Annotated in this window: 14 protein-coding genes; 8 read left to right on the forward strand and 6 right to left on the reverse strand. The window is 57.8% G+C overall.

Features of this window, described 5'->3' with window-relative positions; genetic code table 11:
- Window positions 1-13: 13 nt before the first annotated feature.
- Window positions 14-3127: a SusC/RagA family TonB-linked outer membrane protein gene (locus GGR28_RS03280; RefSeq protein WP_183494281.1), complete on the reverse strand. Its 3114-nt coding sequence runs from the start codon at window positions 3125-3127 to the stop codon at window positions 14-16.
- A gap of 213 nt (window positions 3128-3340) precedes the next feature.
- Between GGR28_RS03280 and GGR28_RS03285 the strand changes: the two genes are divergently transcribed.
- Window positions 3341-4165 (forward strand): ZIP family metal transporter, encoded by an 825-nt coding sequence (locus tag GGR28_RS03285; RefSeq protein ID WP_183494282.1) that lies wholly within the window; start codon window positions 3341-3343, stop codon window positions 4163-4165.
- A gap of 330 nt (window positions 4166-4495) precedes the next feature.
- Here the strand turns inward: GGR28_RS03285 and GGR28_RS03290 are convergent, their stop codons facing one another.
- Window positions 4496-5299 carry a ferritin-like domain-containing protein gene (locus GGR28_RS03290; protein ID WP_183494283.1) on the reverse strand — a complete coding sequence of 268 codons (804 nt, stop codon included), beginning with the start codon at window positions 5297-5299 and terminating at the stop codon, window positions 4496-4498.
- Window positions 5300-5322: 23 nt separating this feature from the next.
- On the reverse strand, window positions 5323-6033 hold the full coding sequence (locus GGR28_RS03295; RefSeq protein WP_183494284.1) for a ferritin-like domain-containing protein: 711 nt from the start codon (window positions 6031-6033) through the stop codon (window positions 5323-5325).
- 170 nt (window positions 6034-6203) lie between these two features.
- On the opposite strand from GGR28_RS03295, the gene GGR28_RS03300 reads away from it, so the two are divergent.
- Genes GGR28_RS03300 through GGR28_RS03315 form a run of 4 tightly spaced genes read left to right on the forward strand, consistent with a single transcriptional unit; the run spans window position 6204 to window position 10509 of the window.
- Window positions 6204-6974: an SDR family NAD(P)-dependent oxidoreductase gene (locus tag GGR28_RS03300; RefSeq protein WP_183494285.1), complete on the forward strand. Its 771-nt coding sequence runs from the start codon at window positions 6204-6206 to the stop codon at window positions 6972-6974.
- Between the two features lie 42 nt (window positions 6975-7016).
- On the forward strand, window positions 7017-7496 hold the full coding sequence (locus tag GGR28_RS03305; protein WP_183494286.1) for a biotin/lipoyl-containing protein: 480 nt from the start codon (window positions 7017-7019) through the stop codon (window positions 7494-7496).
- A complete protein-coding gene (locus GGR28_RS03310; RefSeq protein ID WP_183494287.1) occupies window positions 7493-8956 on the forward strand; it encodes an acetyl-CoA carboxylase biotin carboxylase subunit in 1464 nt (487 codons plus the stop codon). Before GGR28_RS03305 ends, GGR28_RS03310 begins: the two co-directional genes overlap by 4 nt.
- Before the next feature lie 14 nt (window positions 8957-8970).
- Window positions 8971-10509 (forward strand): acyl-CoA carboxylase subunit beta, encoded by a 1539-nt coding sequence (locus tag GGR28_RS03315; protein ID WP_183494288.1) that lies wholly within the window; start codon window positions 8971-8973, stop codon window positions 10507-10509.
- Between the two features lie 3 nt (window positions 10510-10512).
- Here the strand turns inward: GGR28_RS03315 and GGR28_RS03320 are convergent, their stop codons facing one another.
- Window positions 10513-10767: a hypothetical protein gene (locus GGR28_RS03320; RefSeq protein WP_183494289.1), complete on the reverse strand. Its 255-nt coding sequence runs from the start codon at window positions 10765-10767 to the stop codon at window positions 10513-10515.
- Window positions 10768-10813: 46 nt separating this feature from the next.
- Window positions 10814-12085, reverse strand: a complete 1272-nt coding sequence (locus GGR28_RS03325; RefSeq protein ID WP_183494290.1) for a PQQ-dependent sugar dehydrogenase — start codon at window positions 12083-12085, stop codon at window positions 10814-10816.
- A 541-nt stretch (window positions 12086-12626) separates the two neighbouring features.
- Here GGR28_RS03325 and GGR28_RS03330 point away from each other — a divergent pair.
- The 3 genes from GGR28_RS03330 (at window position 12627) to miaE (ending at window position 16837) form a co-directional block, all read left to right on the forward strand.
- Window positions 12627-13502: a M57 family metalloprotease gene (locus GGR28_RS03330; RefSeq protein ID WP_183494291.1), complete on the forward strand. Its 876-nt coding sequence runs from the start codon at window positions 12627-12629 to the stop codon at window positions 13500-13502.
- Window positions 13503-13661: 159 nt separating this feature from the next.
- Window positions 13662-16220, forward strand: a complete 2559-nt coding sequence (gene glgP / locus GGR28_RS03335; protein WP_183494292.1) for an alpha-glucan family phosphorylase — start codon at window positions 13662-13664, stop codon at window positions 16218-16220.
- A 14-nt stretch (window positions 16221-16234) separates the two neighbouring features.
- On the forward strand, window positions 16235-16837 hold the full coding sequence (gene miaE, locus GGR28_RS03340) for a tRNA-(ms[2]io[6]A)-hydroxylase (protein ID WP_183494293.1): 603 nt from the start codon (window positions 16235-16237) through the stop codon (window positions 16835-16837).
- Window positions 16838-16840: 3 nt separating this feature from the next.
- Here the strand turns inward: miaE and GGR28_RS03345 are convergent, their stop codons facing one another.
- Window positions 16841-17716 (reverse strand): MBL fold metallo-hydrolase, encoded by an 876-nt coding sequence (locus GGR28_RS03345; protein WP_183494294.1) that lies wholly within the window; start codon window positions 17714-17716, stop codon window positions 16841-16843.
- Window positions 17717-17729: the final 13 nt, after the last annotated feature.

Raw genomic sequence — 17729 nt, forward strand, 5'->3', positions numbered from 1 at the left:
TTCGCTTTTCGGTTTAGAGGGATGCCCGCAGGCCAAAGGATACGGATCGGGTGATGGGAAAGCGCCGTGCCGGATTGCCGGGCTGGACTTCCGGATCGAAGGAGTTCTTGTAGATGCCTAGGTTGTTGGTCGTCAGTACGTTCTCGCCGGCCACGTACACTTCGATGCGGCCAAAGCCGATCCGGTCTGCTGCCGTTGCGGGGAGGGCGTAGGATAGGTTCAGGTTTTTGATGCGGAAGTAGGTTACGTCCCGGACCCAAAAGTCGGAGTTGCGATTGTTATTCGCGCCGGGAGCCTGGGTCATGGCCGGTAGTTGGGCATCCGGGTTGATGTTTACCCCCGGATTGTTCGGGTCCGGCTGCCACCGGTAATCGTAGTGGTACGTCAGGGGGATTGAGGAGTTGGAAAAGGCGTTGCGCGAATTCCCCGATATATTGATGCTGAAGTGGGAGGCCCCCTGGAATAGTCCGCTCAACCGGAAACCTTTGTACCCGATACCTAAATTCATGCCACCCACCAGCTCCGGCAGACCCTGGTCGTAGGCGATCACCTCCTGATCGCGGAAGGTGAGCTCTCCGTCACCATCCAGGTCGAGGTACCGGATGTCACCCGGGCGGATGGTGGTGTTTTCGTTGCCGTCCTGGACAACGCCGTAGTTGTCGATCTCCTGCTGGTTCATGAAGATGCCGTCGGTGCGGTATCCCACGAAGCGGTTGACCCGCTTACCGTCCAGTTCGTAAAGCCGTTTTTGGTCGGGATCGGTAAAGTCCTCCTGGCTCTTTACGTCGACCCACTTGGCACGGGCGTAGGAGACATTCGGTGCTACATCGATTTTGAAGGCCCCGATCCGCTGTTCATAAGATAGCGCTACCTCGAAGCCCCGATTTTCTTGGGAGTTGATGTTCACGACCGGAAGTTCCGCTCCGAAGGTCGAGGGAACATCCTCGACGTTCACGTCAATGATGCCCTCGCGCTTGCGTTGGAACACGTCGATCTCAACCCCCAGTTTGCCGTCGAACAGATTGGCTTCCACCCCGAAATTAGTCAGCGTCAAAATTTCCCAGGTGAGGAAGGGATTGACCAGGCCGCGGGTACGAATACGGGGCTGACCCGTGCTGCCCGACAGGATGTACGGATTGCCCAGTAGATCGTATCCCGTCAGGTAATCGTAGCCGTTCAGGCCGTCAGCGGTATCGTCACCGAGGCGGGAGTAGGAGCCCCGCAACTTGAGAAAATTAATGGCCCCGTCGGCGTTAAAAAACGACTCCTCGGAAAGCACCCAGCCGGCCGAAAAACTGGGGAAGTAGCCCCAGCGGGTCTCCGGCGCGAAGAGTACGTTGCCGTCGGCACGCAGGGTCGCCTCGAAGAGGTAGCGGTCTTTGAAGGCATAATTTAGTCGGCCAACCAGACTCTTGCGGCCGATGTCGGCACCGGAGTTGCCGCTGTTAAACTGCTGGTCGGTGGATCCAACGAAGATTTCCGGAATATTGGTGGAGAGGAGCTCGCGACGGCTGGCCCCGAGGCGGGTAAACTTTCTGGTCTGCTGCTCGGCAATCGCCAGCACCTTGATGCTGTTGTCCCCAAAGGACGTCTGGTATTCCATCGATACCAGGGGGTACACCTGGGTACGGCGAAACTGCTCGACCCCGATGAAACTTACCGGATTGTCGACCCCCTCGGATTGATACGTGTCCGTCTCCGGCAGATACCGGAATATCTCGATGGGTTTTCTGAAGGTCTTGGTGTTTTGGTCCAGGTTCTGCACGTTCAGTTCCGCCCGCGCCGTCAGGCCCCGCAGGAAGGGAAAGTTGTAGTCTACCCCCAGCTTGCCCCGGAACACGTTGGCCTTCTGGTCCCAGCTGCCGTAGACGGACCGATCGGTGCGCTTGACCGGATTGCGTTCGGAAAATCCGGAGTACGGCACGCCGTCGATGGTAGGGTCGGGCAGCACCGTGGGAAAAATGGGCTGGGCGGAACCAAGATCGTTCCAGATGGCATCCAGGTCGTTGTTGGGACGGTTAGTGTTCTCTTCCCGGTAGGAAAGGTCTAGGTTGAAACTGAGGCTTTCGTTGATCTTGGCGTCGATGTTGGATCGAGCGTTGACCCGGTCGTAGTCAAAATCCCGCGACCGAAAGTAGCTCTCCTGGTCCGTATAGCCGATGGAGGTAAAGTACTTGATGGTCTCCGTGCCGCCGGATACGCTCAGGCTGTGCTGCTGCATCGGAGCGTTGTTCTTGATCAGGGCGTCCACCCAATTGCCCCCCTCGTACCCCGGAGCACGGTTGGCAAAATTTTGTTGGTCCTCATCGTCAAAGGTGAAGTCGTAACCGTTGCCGTCGTTCAGGTCGGCCTCCCGGAAAAGTTCCACAAACTGGGGGGCGTTAACGTGCTGTAGCATAGCGACTGCCGACTGCATGGTGTAAGTACCGTTGTAGGAGATTTGCGGCTTGCCGGTCTTTCCGCGCTTAGTAGTTACCAGAATAACGCCGTTGCCCGCCCTGGCCCCGTATACGGCTGCCGCAGCATCCTTAAGTATGGTCACCGTCTCGATGTCGTTGGGGTCAATGCGGCTAAAGTCCATTTGCACCCCATCCACGAGGGTCAGTGGGGCACCCGCAAACCCACGGATACGGATCTGAGTGTTCTCCCCTCCCGGTAAGCCGGAGTTCTGCCGTACCATCACCCCGGGCACGCGGCCCGACAGCAGGTTGGCCGCATTGGCCACCGGCACGGTCGTCAGCTGCTCGCTGTTGATCGCAGCTACGGAGCCGGTCAGGGTAGATTTTTTCTGGCGGCCGTAACCCACCACTACTACCTCATCCAGTGTGGCCCCCTCTTCCAGGGTGACGTTGATCTCGTTGCGGCCCCGTACCTCCTCGAACACCGTAGTATAGCCCGTGTAGCTATAATTTAGCGTGGCCGAGGGGTCGACCGTCAGCTGGTATGTTCCGTCCAGGTCAGTAACCGTGCCGCTGGTCGTACCATCCTGTACGATGTTAACGCCGATCAGGGGAGTGCCTTCGGTATCGGTGACCGTACCCGATACGGATTGCTGGGCCACGAGAAGTCCACCGACCAGCACGCCGATACCCATCAGGCATGCTCTGAGTCGTAGTAAATTTGACATATACGAGTGATTGTAGCAAAAATTAGTGCGTAACCTATAAACAGCAAAACTTCCCGCAGGCGGAAGAATATTCGGAAGTGGAAATAATGTAGGCGCGAAAGCTAAAGTTTTATGTTGATACAAAAAATATAATTCCTATTTTATTCCCATAAGCCGCGCTTTGTGCTGGCTTGGATGCGGAAGGAGAGTCGGAATAGCGTTTACTTTGCCGGCATGCTATCCAGTATCATCGCTTACCTCGAATCCATCGATCCCATTCTTGCGGCGCTCTATGCCTCGCTCTTCACCTGGATCCTGACCGCCCTCGGCGCGGCCCTCGTTTTTCCCTTCCGCGGCATGAATCGCACCCTGTTGGATGGTGCCCTCGGCTTCACGGGCGGGGTGATGGTGGCCGCCTCCTTCTGGAGCCTGCTCGCCCCCGGCATTGAAATGAGCCCGGGCGATGGCTTCGTCAAGGTGATCCCCGCGGCCATTGGCTTCGCGGCGGGCGCACTCTTCATTTTCGGGCTCGATAAGGTGCTGCCTCACCTGCACATCAATTTCAAGGAAAGCGAGAAGGAAGGCCTCAAGTCTCCCTGGCACCGCACTACCCTACTGGTACTGGCGATCACCCTCCACAACATACCCGAAGGCCTGGCCGTGGGCGTACTGTTCGGCGGCGTGGCGGCCGGGATGCCGGAAGCCACCATCGGTGGTGCGGTCGCGCTGGCCATTGGTATCGGTATTCAGAATTTTCCCGAGGGGTTGGCGGTTTCCATGCCCCTCCGGCGCCAGGGGGTCAGCCCGTTCAAGAGCTGGTGGTACGGCCAACTCTCGGCGGCCGTGGAGCCCGTCGCGGCCGTGACCGGAGCGCTGGCCGTAACCTTTTTTACCCCGATTCTTCCCTACGCGCTGGCCTTCGCCGCCGGAGCCATGATCTTCGTAGTAATCGAGGAGGTCGTACCCGAAACCCAGTTGGAAAGCAACACCGACATCGCTACGCTCGGCTTCGTCCTGGGCTTCATCGTAATGATGACGCTGGACGTGGGGTTAAGCTAATCAGGCGGGGACGCAGGAGCAATGCAAACACAAAAAAAGCGCGCATCACAGATATGTGGTGCGCGCAGAAGTGTTTGTGTAAATAGCGTCTCAATCTCAAAAAATAATCTTCGCAGGTTCCAGCTCGTACTCTAGCCATGAGTGGCAACCTGTATGCTTTGTCGTGCCGTAAAGATGCTACCGTGTCCGTATAACCAGTAGTACTTTTCAAGCAAAGAATGGCAATATTCAACCATTTCCCGGATATATTAGACATTTTAGGGGATAAAAACAAACCACCGCGCAAACTGAGCTGCGCGGTGGTCCGATAGAGTGTCACAACACCATCATCTATTTGATGAAGAGGCCGGCAATATCCAGTACGGCTTGGGTGCTCAGCGGCTCGTCATAGGCTTCGGTAACGTGGTCGGTATCGACACTGGTCACCGTGGTAGCATCGACACCCAGGTGGGTTACGTTTGCCTCACCGGCGTAGACGGCGGCGGCGGCGGAAGCTCCGGTGGTATTGGTCGCACCGGTGATCCAGCCCTTCGAACCCCGAATGCGACGGATCTCCGAAGCGTGGCGGGCCTCGACCGAGTGAATCTGTAGGGCGGCGGTGAGAATATCCCCGTTACCCATCAAATTCGTGGCCTGTCCTTTATAGGCCCTTACGCCGGTATCTTCGAACGCCTGAGCTACTGCCAGGAACACCTGTTCGTTGTTGAACACGTCTTCGAAGGTACCTCCGGCGGTAAAGTCGAATTCCGGAGACTCGACGGGATCCATACCGAGGCTACCGATGGCCGAACGCAGGAATTCTACGTGGGCGGATTCGTGCTGCGAAATCAGCGCAACGGTTTCCCGGGTATCTCCCGAAAGAAGTCCGTCCGCGTCAAGCCCCATTGCGTAGAACTCGGCTTCGAGGTATTCGAGCGTAAGGGCGAAGTTGAGCACTTCGGCAATGCTCATGGAGCTGCTTTGCGCGAAGGCGCGGCTGGGAGCCATAAAGGCGGTGAGGGGTAGGGCTACGGTGGCAACTTTTCCCACGGTACGGCCGAAGGTCGAGAATGCCTCGCGGCGGGTGGTTGCTTTACCCTGAATTTCAGCGTCGGCGAGCGCCTCGAACTGATTGAATAATTTAAGTAGTTTCATTAGTTGGTCGTCTTTTGGGGTGACTACTGCGGCAGGCCGCTGGCGTCGATGGGGGTGATGATGAAAGCGGAGGCCATGCTCAGCACCTGTGCGGGGGTGCGGGAAACGTCTAAGCCATTGGCATCAACGACTTCACTGTTAGCGAATGCCGTGGGTGATCCGGAGTTGATGCTGCGGATGGCCGCTGCGTGACGGGCCTCGACGGAAACAATTTTACCGGCTACGACGAGAAAATCGGGATTCTGCAGGAGACGTCCGGCACCATTGTAGGCGGATACGCCCAAATCCTCGAAGGTTTGTGCCGTATTCAGTACGCTGGTGCGGCTGTTGAAGTCGATGGAAGAAAAGTCCACCTCAAGGGCGGGAATTGCGGTAGCGACGGAACTGATCGCGGCTTCAAAAAAGTCCATGTGTGCCCGCTCGTGGGCTTCCAGGTCCAGCAGGATCTGCTTCTCTTCCGCGGTAGCTGACGCGTAGTAGTCGCCCTGAAGCACCTGGGCGTAAAACGCGGCCTCGAGTTGCTCGAGCGCAAAAGCGTAATTCAGCACGCCAACATCTCCGCTACCGAGGTTGACGGAGTTGTTCATAATCACGGGGTCGTCGTCGTCCTCACATCCGGTGAGCAACAGGCCGGCGGCGGCCAGACCGAGGCCGGAAGTACGCAGGAAACGTCTCCGGCTACTGGGGTCCCGATCGGCTACAACCCGGGACGAAAGAAATTTTGGTGTTTGCATAAGGCAGTTTGGTTTGTCACCATGTACGTAAGTCAGGTGTGCGAAGATTGGTGCATCACCGCCAATACCGCCCTGGGGCAAGGGTACCGACAAAGGCGTGATTCTACCCGAATTCGTGGTCGATCCGTCGAACAAGCCGCACATTCACCGGCAAAATTGTAGGTTGCGGCATGAGATTAAACGACAAGACAGCCGTGATCACGGGCGGCGCCTCGGGGCTCGGGGAAGCCACCGCCCGTCACTTTCACGGCCTCGGCGCGCGGGTCGCGATTTTTGACATCAATCGGGAACGTGGAGAAGCCATCGCCACCGAACTGGGAGAAGGAGCAATGTTTCATAGTGTCGACGTGACCAGCGCCGCATCCGTAGAAGAAGCCGTGGAGGAAGTCCTTGCCCGTTTCGGGGCGCTACACATTTGTTGCAACTACGCCGGCATCGCCCCGGCGGTCAAAACCGTCGGCCGCGACGGACCCGGAGACCTGGAGTTGTTCAGAAAAGTAATCGAGATCAACCTCGTCGGGACCTTCAACGTAGCGCGCGTCGCCGCATACGCCATGAGTAAGAACGATCCCGTGGACGAGGACGGTAGTCGCGGTGTCATCATCAATACGGCCTCCGTAGCCGCCTACGAAGGTCAGATCGGCCAGGCGGCGTACAGCGCCTCGAAGGGGGGCGTGGTGAGCCTTACCCTGACAATGGCGCGGGATCTCGCGCGCAACGGCATCCGCGTTAATGCCATCGCTCCCGGGCTGATTCATACCCCCATGTTTGATTCCTTTAGCCAGGAAGTCTACGATTCACTCGCCAAGCAGCCGCTTTACCCGGTCAGGCTCGGTCAACCCGAGGAAGTTGCCCGCCTCGCACAACACCTGGTGGAAAACAACTACATGAACGGGGAATGCGTAAGGATGGACGCCGGTATTCGCATGCAGCCGCGCTAGTCTCATTTGCCAATTCGCCCTAAAACAACTAGGTTGCCCCCCATGCAAAAGTACAAGGTGATCATTGCTGAACGGGAGTATCCCGTTACCGATCAACAACTTACGGACCTAGACCTCTCCGGTCCATTTAACGACAAGTATCATTTTCTGCACGAGGCGACCGGGTTTACGGCGCGGGTGGTCGGTCACCGTCCGAGCGAGAAAACGCTTACCGTGGAAATAAACGGCCGCAGGTTCACCGTCGACATTCGCGATAAATTCGATCAGTTGGTCGAGGAACTTGGGTTCGCCACGGTAGCCGCCAGCACCAACAACGATGTGCTTGCTCCGATGCCAGGCTTGATTCTGGACATCATGGTGCGGGAAGGGGATGAAGTGGCGGAAGGCACGCCCCTTCTGATATTGGAAGCCATGAAGATGGAGAACGTACTGAAGGCCGAGGGGTCCGGCACGGTCAAATCCATCGGTATTAACAAAGGGCAGGCCGTCGAAAAGCGCCAGCTCCTAATTGAAATGGAATGAAAAAGATACTGGTAGCCAACCGCGGCGAGATCGCCCAACGGGTCATGCGTACGGCCCGCAGGATGGGAATCGCCACCGTAGCCGTCTATTCCGAGGCCGACCGGGATGCGCCCCACGTTCGCTACGCCGACGAAGCGGTACTCCTCGGCCCCGCCCCCTCCTCCGAATCTTACCTCGACACCGAGAAGGTGCTGCATGCGGCAACGCTCACCGGGGCCGATGCCATCCACCCCGGCTACGGCTTTCTGAGTGAGAACGCCGCCTTTGCGCGTAGCGTAGCGGCGGCGGGCCTCACCTTCATTGGCCCCGAACCCCACGCCATCGAGGTCATGGGTAATAAGCTGGCCGCAAAGGAAACGGTGAGTGCCTACGATATTCCAATGGTACCCGGTGTCGACCAGGCCGTGGAAGACGTACAAGTAGCAACCGACATCGCCCGACGGATCGGTTTCCCGATCCTGATTAAAGCCGCCGCGGGCGGCGGCGGCAAGGGCATGCGGGTGGTAGAAAACGAGGGTGAGTTGGAGGAGCAGATGAGCCGTGCGATCAGCGAGGCCGCCTCGGCCTTCGGCGACGGATCGGTCTTTATCGAGAAGTACATTGCTTCACCCCGCCACATCGAGATTCAGGTACTTGCCGATACCCACGGCACTTGCCTTCACCTCTTCGAAAGGGATTGCAGCATCCAGCGCAGACACCAAAAAGTGATCGAGGAGGCTCCTTCCGCCGTCGTTGGACCCGCGCTCCGCCGCAAAATGGGAGAAGCCGCAGTGATGGTGGCGAAAAGCTGCCAGTACGTCGGAGCCGGCACGGTGGAATTCCTGCTGGACGCCGACCAAAATTTCTACTTTTTGGAGATGAATACGCGACTGCAGGTGGAACACCCGGTCACCGAACTCATCACCGGTATCGATCTGGTGGAGCAGCAGATTCGCGTAGCCCGCGGGGAGCATTTATCGTTCGCCCAGGAAGACCTGAAAATACACGGACACGCGGTCGAACTGCGGGTGTATGCGGAAGACCCCCTGAATAATTTTCTGCCAAGTATCGGAACCCTCACTGCCTACCGCCGGCCCCCGAAGGCCCGGGTCGACGACGGTTTCGAGGAGGGCATGGAGATCCCCATCTACTACGATCCGATGATCGCGAAACTGATTACCCACGGAGAATCGCGGGAGGAGGCCATCGCGAAAATGCTGGAGGCCATCGACGCTTACCGGATCGAGGGCATCGAGACTACCCTCCCCTTCGGTCGGTTCGTCTTCACCAGCGAGGCCTTCCGAACGGCCGAATTCGACACCAATTTTGTCAAGAAACACTACCAGCCCGAAGCAATTGTGGCCGCGGACCGGCAGATCGAGTCCGTCGCCGCCCTATTTGCAGCCTACATCTACGACCGGAGGGCCCAGGAACTGACCGCTCCGCATCCGGCTTCCGTACAGTGGCAACGACGCCGTTAGCTAGACCCCAACCCATGAATAAAGCAGATATACTCGCGGAGAAACTCGCCAAAGCCCACCTCGGTGGTGGCGAAGACCGAATCGAAAAACAGCACGCCAAGGGAAAACTGACCGCCCGCGAACGGGTCAATTTACTGCTCGACCCCGGCAGCTTCGAGGAAGTCGGTGCGCTGGTGATCCACCGGACCACGGACTTCGACATGCAGCAGCAGGTATTCTACGGCGACGGCGTCATTACCGGATACGGTACCATCGAGGGAAGAATCGTTTACGTCTTCGCTCAGGACTTTACGGTATTCGGCGGATCGCTGTCGGAAACCCACGCCGAAAAGATCTGTAAGATCATGGACATGGCCGTCAAAACGGGCGCCCCACTCATCGGCCTGAACGACAGCGGCGGTGCCAGAATTCAGGAGGGTGTACGGTCGCTCGGAGGATATGCGGATATTTTCTACCGGAACGTTCAGGCCTCCGGCGTCATTCCCCAGTTGTCGGCGATCATGGGGCCCTGCGCCGGTGGTGCGGTGTACTCCCCAGCCATGACGGACTTTACTATCATGGTGGAGCATACCAGTTATATGTTCGTGACGGGCCCCAACGTGGTAAAAACCGTTACGAACGAAGAGGTCAGTAGTGAGGACCTGGGTGGAGCATCCGCTCACTCAACCAAATCCGGCGTAACCCACCTGACCGCAGCGAACGACGTGCTCTGTCTGCGCCAACTGCGCGAGCTGCTCAGCTACCTGCCCCAGAACTGTGAGGAAACGCCGACCCAATTGCCCTACGAACTGGGTACCGAGATTCGGGAGCAGCTCAGTGACCTTGTCCCCGACAACCCCAATCAGCCCTACGATATGCGGGAGGTCATCGCCGGAATCATCGACGACGGCAGCTTTCTCGAAATTCACGAGCGCTATGCAGACAATATCGTGGTCGGTTTTGCGCGGCTGGCCGGTCGCAGCATCGGCATCGTAGCTAACCAGCCCTATAGCCTGGCCGGCGTATTGGACGTGGAGAGCTCCAAAAAGGCGGCCCGCTTTACCCGCACCTGCGACTGCTTCAACGTGCCCCTGCTGGTGTTAGTAGACGTGCCCGGTTTCCTGCCCGGCACGGATCAGGAATGGAACGGAATTATTACTAACGGTGCGAAGCTGCTCTACGCCCTGAGTGAAGCTACCGTGCCGCGGGTTACCGTGATTACCCGCAAAGCTTACGGGGGAGCTTACGATGTGATGAACTCCAAGCACATCGGCGCGGACTTCAACTTCGCCTGGCCCGGAGCCGAGATTGCCGTAATGGGTGCCAAGGGAGCGAGTGAAATCATCTTCCGCCGGGAGATCGGTGCCGCTAACGACCAGGCCGCCAAACTTGCCGAAAAAGAGGCTGAATACGCCGAAACCTTCGCCAATCCCTACCGGGCGGCGCAGCGCGGGTTTATCGACGAGGTTATTTACCCCCGGGAGACCCGCCGCAAACTCATACGTGCCTTCGCTACCCTGGAAAACAAGGTGGTTACCCGTCCGAAACGCAAGCACGGCAACATTCCGTTGTAAACGTTACTTACGCAGCCTACTGCCGATAATGCCGAGGTCGAGGAGTACGGCAATGATCAGGCCTATGGTTTGCACATTGTCGTTGAAGTAGGCTTCCGACAGTCCGTACCACAGGGTGGTGAGCGGAAGAAAGAGAAAGCCCAGAATAGGAAGTATGATGCCGTCGAAGGCCCGGGAGAACCACCCGGTAAAGAAGTAGAGCAGGAGGATGACGATGCGGGGAAAGAAGAATCCCAGCAAAAGGATGAGGAGTGGCATGGGTAAGTGAGTTATGCGTGATGAACCCTCAATATCGCCGATTTGCTCATTTCGCCGCGGAAACCCGCCAGACGATTCCAGCATCGTCGTCGCACACCAGGAGTGATCCATCGGGAGCCTGGGTGACACCTACCGGGCGACCGTAAACCTTGCCGGCGTTAGCATCGGCGATGAAGCCGGTAAGGAAGTCCTGGGGAGGCTGAGGTTTGCCGGCTGCATCGAAAGGAACGAACACGACTTTGTATCCACTGAAGCGGGAGCGGTTCCAGCTGCCGTGTTGGCCCACGAAGGCACCGTTTCGGTACGTCTGAGGAAAAGCGTCACCGGTGTAAAAGACCAGTCCGAGGGAGGCCGTGTGGGCTCCGAGTGGCACGTCGGGCACCAGGGCTTGTTCGACCAGATCGGTATGGGGATCGTCCGCCCAGCGGGGATCGGGCAGTTGTCCGTAGTAGCTGTAGGGCCAGCCGTAGAATGCCCCTTCCCGGACGCTGGTCATGTAGTCGGGCACCAGTTCGTCGCCCAGCTTGTCGCGTTCGTTCACCGCGGTCCAGAGCTCGCCGGTGACGGGATTCCAGTCCATTCCAACCGGGTTGCGGAGCCCGGTAGCGAACTCCCTCATTTCACTGCCGTCGGGATTGATTTCCAGAATTGTGGCCCGGTTGGTTTCAGCCTCCATTCCATTTTCGCCGACGTTGCTGCCGGAGCCGACGGATACGTACACCTTGTTTCCGTCCTTGGCAGCCAGAAGGTTTCGCGTCCAGTGGTTGTTGTATCCCTGGGGGGGCGTGGAGAGTATTTTTTCTCCCGTCGACATGTCCAGGCTGGCGCGGGTGGGATCATAAGCGTACCGCCAGGTCGCGTCGGTATTTGCGATGTAAAAGTGATCGTCCAGTACGAGCATGCCGAACGGCTGGTTCAAGTCGGCGGCGTACAGTTGTTTCTCGTCGACCGTGCCGTCGCCGTCGCGATCGATCAGCCGCTGGATGCGGTTGGCGCTGTTGCGGGTATTGCTTTCCACCACGAACACGTCTCCGTTGGGTGCCACATAGGTAGATCGGGGGTGTTGCAGTTTATCGGCAAAGCGATTCACGACAAATCCCTCCGGCGCCTGGGGTGTCACGCCCTGGGGCCAGTCGACGATCTCACTAAACTTCATGGCCGATTCACTGCTGTAGGGGCTGGGGAGGGTGAGCGGCCCAATTGCGGTTTCCACTACGTCCGGGCCCTGGGCCGCGAGTGCATCTTTTCGCTCCGGGCTCACTTTGGATGCGCAGGAAATCAGGGTAACCGTTAATAGGGTAAGCAGTACTATTCTCATGCCGGTATAACAGGTGGCCTAGGTGCCCGGGTTCGCGCGGTAGGGAGATTGATGACGGGTACTATAAGGATGAGGCTTTCTAAGCCGACCCTGCAATGCTTGTTGTCTCAGGGCCTCCCTGAAAGAAAAGGATGAAGCTTTCTAAGCCGACCCTGTACTGCCGGTGGTTTCAGGATCGCCCTACAAGGGCTCATCCTTACATATATCCACCAAAACCCCCGCACCTAAAGTTCCCTTATTGTAAAGTTTACACTATTTACATTCCTGATTCACATGTATATACAAATGTTATTTTGCCAATAAAAGTCAGGCAATATTTTTGAAATATTGCTTCCCTACTGCTACCTTGGGATCCAACCTAAAATTCTACACCATCCTTAGTGGCTTTATGTCACCCCTTTTTCCGCCCACCTTCCTGGTGAATGCGAACTGACCTAGTTCAGCCTTTTCAATCTGCGCCCTACCATTTCGCTGTCCGACTTCGCCGGATCGGTTTCCCAACCGGCATGTCCGTACGGCATCACCTATAACCTTACCAACCATGAGTTTACGTTTACTTTTAGTTTCATTTTTCCTCGGTGCCGTGCTGACCTCCTGCACCGAAGACACCGCCATCGCATCGGTGGAGACGGACCTGAAGACCGGGTTCCTTACCGATGTGAACGAGGACGGACACCTGACCGTCCCCGATTTAGGTCTACAGGAACCCATTAGGGCCCACGTAGCCGGACACTCCGCGAAGTTCGACAACGCCAGGATGGTGACGGAAGTCCGGCCGGATGGCAGTCGCGAAACGATGTACCTGGTGGATGAAGACATTGCCCTCACCAAGGACCAATTGCGGGAACTGCGGGCCATGGATGCCGCCCTGGAAAAGCAGTACCGGACCAACAACCTGGTGAGCGACCGCACGATCAGCGTCATCGGATACACCGGAAACGGATACGCCCTCACCTCCAAGATGCGGACCGCACTACAGTGGGCAATCAACAACTACAATGCCCTCAACATCAATACCTCCTTCAGCTTGTCCTTCTCGGCCAGCACGAGTGCGGATATGGTAGTCTACCGGGTGGTCGACAACAACGGCGCGGGTGGATCCGCAGGCTTCCCCAGCGGGGGAAAACCCTACAAGTGGGTGCAGATCTACAACGGGATGAATGACTACGACACCAACACCAACGAGCACGTGATGACCCACGAGATCGGCCACGCCATGGGACTCCGTCACACCGACTGGTTCAGCCGGCAGTCCTGCGGACAATCGGGGGAAGCGGCCGGCTCCGATGGCGCGGTGCACATCCCGGGAACGCCCACCGGCTACGATGCGAATTCCGTTATGCTTTCCTGCTTTAGTAGCGGCGAAGACGGTGAATTCGGATACTATGATCGCATCGCCCTAGAATACCTCTATTAAATTGTAAACGCTTGACCCTATTCGCGGCATGTTTCCCCTGTGGAAACATGCCGTTTTTGCATTTACGTGATAATTGTCGCATTTTTGCACGGCTTTTCGCGGAAGTTCTACTGCTCCTGCGCCCCCGCCCTTGTGGCACCCTCAAAACTGAATCAACTTATGACGCTTACCTCTACCCAGAATCAGATGAAGCTCAAACGGATTTTTATCCAGAACCAAATTCCCGAACAATTAGCTGCCCTTACGCGGATGAGCCACAATATTCTGTGGTCGTGGATGCCCCAGGTAGCCGATCTCTTCATGAGCATCGATCCGGAACAATTTGTGAACCTAAACTACAATCCGGTCGCCCTGCTGGAAAATCTGGCCCCCGCCCGACTGCGTGAACTGTCCGAAGACAAGGACTTTCTGGCCCGCGTACACACGGCGGAAAAAGCCTTCGACGCCTACCTCGCCGAACCGATGAAACAGGGCCTTCCCCGCGTGGCCTACTTCAGCATGGAATACGGCCTGCACATCAGTCTGAAGCTCTACAGCGGTGGCCTCGGCGTACTCGCCGGCGATTACCTGAAGGAGGCCAGCGACAGCAACGTAGACCTCTTCGCCGTCGGACTGCTCTACCGCTACGGCTACTTCAACCAAGGCCTGAGCATGAACGGGGACCAAATTCACAACTACCCCCCACAAAAATTCACCCAGCTGCCCGTTGAACCCGTCCGCCGCGACGACGGCAACTGGCTGAAGGTAGCCGTAACCATTCAGGGAAGGATCGTTCAGGCCAAGATCTGGAGCCTCGCCATCGGTCGCATCAAGCTCTACCTGCTCGATACCGATCACGAGGACAACAATGCGGAAGACCGCGCCCTCACGCACCAGCTCTACGGTGGCGACAACGAGCACCGCCTCAAGCAGGAAATCCTACTGGGCATCGGCGGCGTCCGTGCCATTGAAGAAATGGGACTGAATCCCGACATCTACCACCTAAACGAAGGCCACGCCGGCTTCCTTTCCCTAGAACGGCTCAAGAATTACGTGGATGCGGGACTGACTTTTCCGGAGGCCCGCGAAATGGTGCGTGCCTCCAGCCTCTACACGACCCATACGCCGGTACCGGCCGGGCACGACCACTTCCCCGAGCACCTGATGCGCAATTACCTCTTCAACTACGCGGCTGACCTGGGTATTGAATGGGAGGAATTCATGTCCCTCGGTCGCCTGAACGCCGATGACGCGGGCGAAGACTTCAACATGTCAAAGCTATCGATCCGCCTGTCGCAACGAGTTAATGGGGTTTCCAAGCTGCACGGAGAAGTCAGCCAGGAGATGTTTACCAGCCTCTACCCCGGATACACGGCCGAGGAGGTACACATTGGCTACGTGACGAATTCGGTCCACTACCCGACCTGGATCGCCAACAGCATCCACGAACTGTTCTCCAGCAAGTTCGGTAAGGACTGGGTTCGGGATCAGAGCAACAAGGAGATCTGGCGCAACGTCCACAAGATCGACGACCGCTCGCTGGCGGAAACCCGCCACGCCCTGAAGGTGAAGTTGCTGGGCTACGTCCGCAAGAAGCTACAGGTGGATATGCGCCGCCGGGGCGAAAGTCCGCGCACCACCTTCGAAATTCTCAGCAAGATCAACGACAAGGCGCTGGTACTGGGCTTTGCCCGCCGCTTTGCGACCTACAAACGTGCCACCCTGCTGTTCACTAACCGGGACCGGCTCCGCGCCCTGGTCAATCGCAAGGATCAGCCCGTTATCTTCCTCTTCGCCGGAAAGGCCCACCCGGCCGATCAGGGCGGGCAGGACCTGATCCGTCAGATCGTTCAGATCAGCAAGGAGCCGGACTTCGCCGGAAAGATCATCTTCCTGGAAGACTACAATATGGAAATGGCCAAGCTCCTCACCCAGGGTGTGGACATCTGGCTCAATACTCCCACCCGCCCGCTGGAAGCATCCGGTACTTCCGGAATGAAGGCCGCGCTGAACGGTACGGTAAACTTTTCCGTCCTGGACGGCTGGTGGGCCGAAGGCTACCGCCCCGACGCCGGCTGGGCCCTCCCGCTCGAACGCACCTACGACGATCAGTACCTGCAGAACGAGCTCGACGCCGAAACGATGTACAGCGTACTCGAAGACGAGATCGTCCCCATCTACTTCGATAAGGACAAACACGGCATCAGCAAGCGCTGGATGGGCTACGTCAAGCAGATCATCGCCGAAGTGGCGCCGGTCTTCACGATGAAGCGGATGATGGACGACTACTACGAGCGGTTCTACCTGCCCCTCGGGAAAAGTGCCGCCGCGGTCCGCGAAAGCGACATGAAGCCCGGAAAGGACTTCGCCGCCTGGAAGGAAGACATCGAGAGCAAGTGGAGCGGGCTGGAAACCATTGAAAACAACAGCTTCGACACCGTAAACCATGCCCTGCCGGTAGGAGAACCCTTCTCCGCCGAGGTCGTCCTCACCACGAATGGCATCGAGCCTGCTGATCTCGCCCTTGAGGCGCTCTTTTACCAGCGCATCGACGAGGAAAGACTTACGCTGCGCCGCACCCAGCCATTCCAACTGGTGGCCCAGACCGAAGGAACCGCTACCTACCGGATCGCGGTCGATCCCCACCTCGCCGGCGTGTACGAGTACGGCTTCCGTCTGCGCCCGAACCACCCAATGATGCCCCACGCCCAGGACCTCAACCTGGTCTACTGGGTATAAGCAATCGATCTGAAATGGAATCCGCTACCGTGCAAATGCTCAACCTGCGTCTACCCACCGATCCCCGGTGGGTAGACCTGGCGGAAATGGACCTCGGAGAGATTCTGACCGATCACGCCTACTGTGAGCAAAAGGCCGCCACCAGCTGCATTTCGTTGATCCAGGGTTATCCAGACCGGGAGGAACTGGTGCGAGAACTCGCTCCCATCGTTACCGAAGAGTGGGGCCACTTCCGTGCCGTACTGGCCGAATTGGACAAACGCGGACTGAAGCTCGGCCGCCAACGCAAGGACGAATACGTCAACGGCCTCCTCGATTTTTCGATCAAGGGCCACGGGCGGGACGTCGCCCTGCTGGAAAAGCTCCTGATCTTCGCCCTCATCGAAGCGCGCAGCTGCGAACGGTTCCGGCTCATGAGCCTCTACATCAGCGACGAGGACTTGCGCAAGTGGTACCACAAATTCATGGTTGCCGAAGCCGGCCACTACGTGCTGTTCATCGAACTTGCCCGGAAGTACTTTCCCCGCGAGGAGGTAGACCACCGGTGGAAGGAGTACCTGGCCTTCGAGGCAGACTTACTCGGCCGGATCGAGGTCCGGGGCGACCGCATGCACTGATTCCTACTTATTCAGATATCGCAGCAGCCCCGCTACACTCATGTAGGCCGGGTTTGCCGCGGCGTAGGCGGGGAGGTCCCTTTCGGCAACGCCGTTGTCGACCAGATCCTCCTCTACGAAAGCTTCGAATTTTGGTACGATGGCTTCGGCGGACATCCCCCGCTGGGCGTACGGCATCATCCAGGCCACGTATTCATCCAGGCGCGACTCTAAATCGTCAAGGTGGTCTTCCGTATCGGTCACTTCGCCGAAGTGGGTAAGGTAAAAGGTACCCGCGTTCAGTTCGCGCAGTCGCTCGATCGACTCGTGCCACTGTTCGGCGTCAATGTCCGGCGGCGGGCAGGGGGGAATGGCGGGACCGTCTTCGATTCGGCAGCCCCCTACGTCGCCCGTGAAGACCACGTCGCCAATTTGCCAGGCGATGTGGTGACTCGCATGACCCGGCGTATGGTGAGCGGTCCACTGCTTTCCGCCAATTTGCAGTTCTTTCCGATCTTCTACGGCGGAGATTCGCGCTGGGTCGATCCCCTTCATTTCTCCCCACAGCTCCTCCATACGGTCCCCGTAGATTTGTTTGGCCGAGCCGTAGAGTCGCGTCGGGTCGATCATGTGTTTGAGTCCCCGCGGGTGAACGTACACCTGCGTGCCCCGCTCGGCCCACCACCAGGCGGCCCCGGCGTGGTCGAAGTGAATGTGGGACAGCAGGAGCGTATGTACCTGTTCCGGCTCGATTCCCAGCTCCTTGAGGCCGCCGATCAGCCGATCGTGGGTAGAATAGGGTCCGCACTCCACGAGGGTGTACCCAGCGTCGTCCGCCACGGCGAACGCGGCGATGGAATGGGGTGTGTCGAGAAAATGAAGGTCGATGGTGTGGATCATGATCGGTAAAGTT

Origin of the sequence: Neolewinella aquimaris, assembly GCF_014197245.1 — a bacterium.
Lineage (GTDB): Bacteria > Bacteroidota > Bacteroidia > Chitinophagales > Saprospiraceae > Neolewinella > Neolewinella aquimaris.

Bases quoted from the DNA above. Each gene is read 5' to 3' on its own strand.
- GGR28_RS03280 (WP_183494281.1), bottom strand. From the start codon at position 3,127: ATGTCAAATTTACTACGACTCAGAGCATGCCTGATGGGTATCGGCGTG.
- GGR28_RS03285 (WP_183494282.1), top strand. From the start codon at position 3,341: ATGCTATCCAGTATCATCGCTTACCTCGAATCCATCGATCCCATTCTT.
- GGR28_RS03290 (WP_183494283.1), bottom strand. From the start codon at position 5,299: ATGAAACTACTTAAATTATTCAATCAGTTCGAGGCGCTCGCCGACGCT.
- GGR28_RS03295 (WP_183494284.1), bottom strand. From the start codon at position 6,033: ATGCAAACACCAAAATTTCTTTCGTCCCGGGTTGTAGCCGATCGGGAC.
- GGR28_RS03300 (WP_183494285.1), top strand. From the start codon at position 6,204: ATGAGATTAAACGACAAGACAGCCGTGATCACGGGCGGCGCCTCGGGG.
- GGR28_RS03305 (WP_183494286.1), top strand. From the start codon at position 7,017: ATGCAAAAGTACAAGGTGATCATTGCTGAACGGGAGTATCCCGTTACC.
- GGR28_RS03310 (WP_183494287.1), top strand. From the start codon at position 7,493: ATGAAAAAGATACTGGTAGCCAACCGCGGCGAGATCGCCCAACGGGTC.
- GGR28_RS03315 (WP_183494288.1), top strand. From the start codon at position 8,971: ATGAATAAAGCAGATATACTCGCGGAGAAACTCGCCAAAGCCCACCTC.
- GGR28_RS03320 (WP_183494289.1), bottom strand. From the start codon at position 10,767: ATGCCACTCCTCATCCTTTTGCTGGGATTCTTCTTTCCCCGCATCGTC.
- GGR28_RS03325 (WP_183494290.1), bottom strand. From the start codon at position 12,085: ATGAGAATAGTACTGCTTACCCTATTAACGGTTACCCTGATTTCCTGC.
- GGR28_RS03330 (WP_183494291.1), top strand. From the start codon at position 12,627: ATGAGTTTACGTTTACTTTTAGTTTCATTTTTCCTCGGTGCCGTGCTG.
- glgP (WP_183494292.1), top strand. From the start codon at position 13,662: ATGACGCTTACCTCTACCCAGAATCAGATGAAGCTCAAACGGATTTTT.
- miaE (WP_183494293.1), top strand. From the start codon at position 16,235: ATGGAATCCGCTACCGTGCAAATGCTCAACCTGCGTCTACCCACCGAT.
- GGR28_RS03345 (WP_183494294.1), bottom strand. From the start codon at position 17,716: ATGATCCACACCATCGACCTTCATTTTCTCGACACACCCCATTCCATC.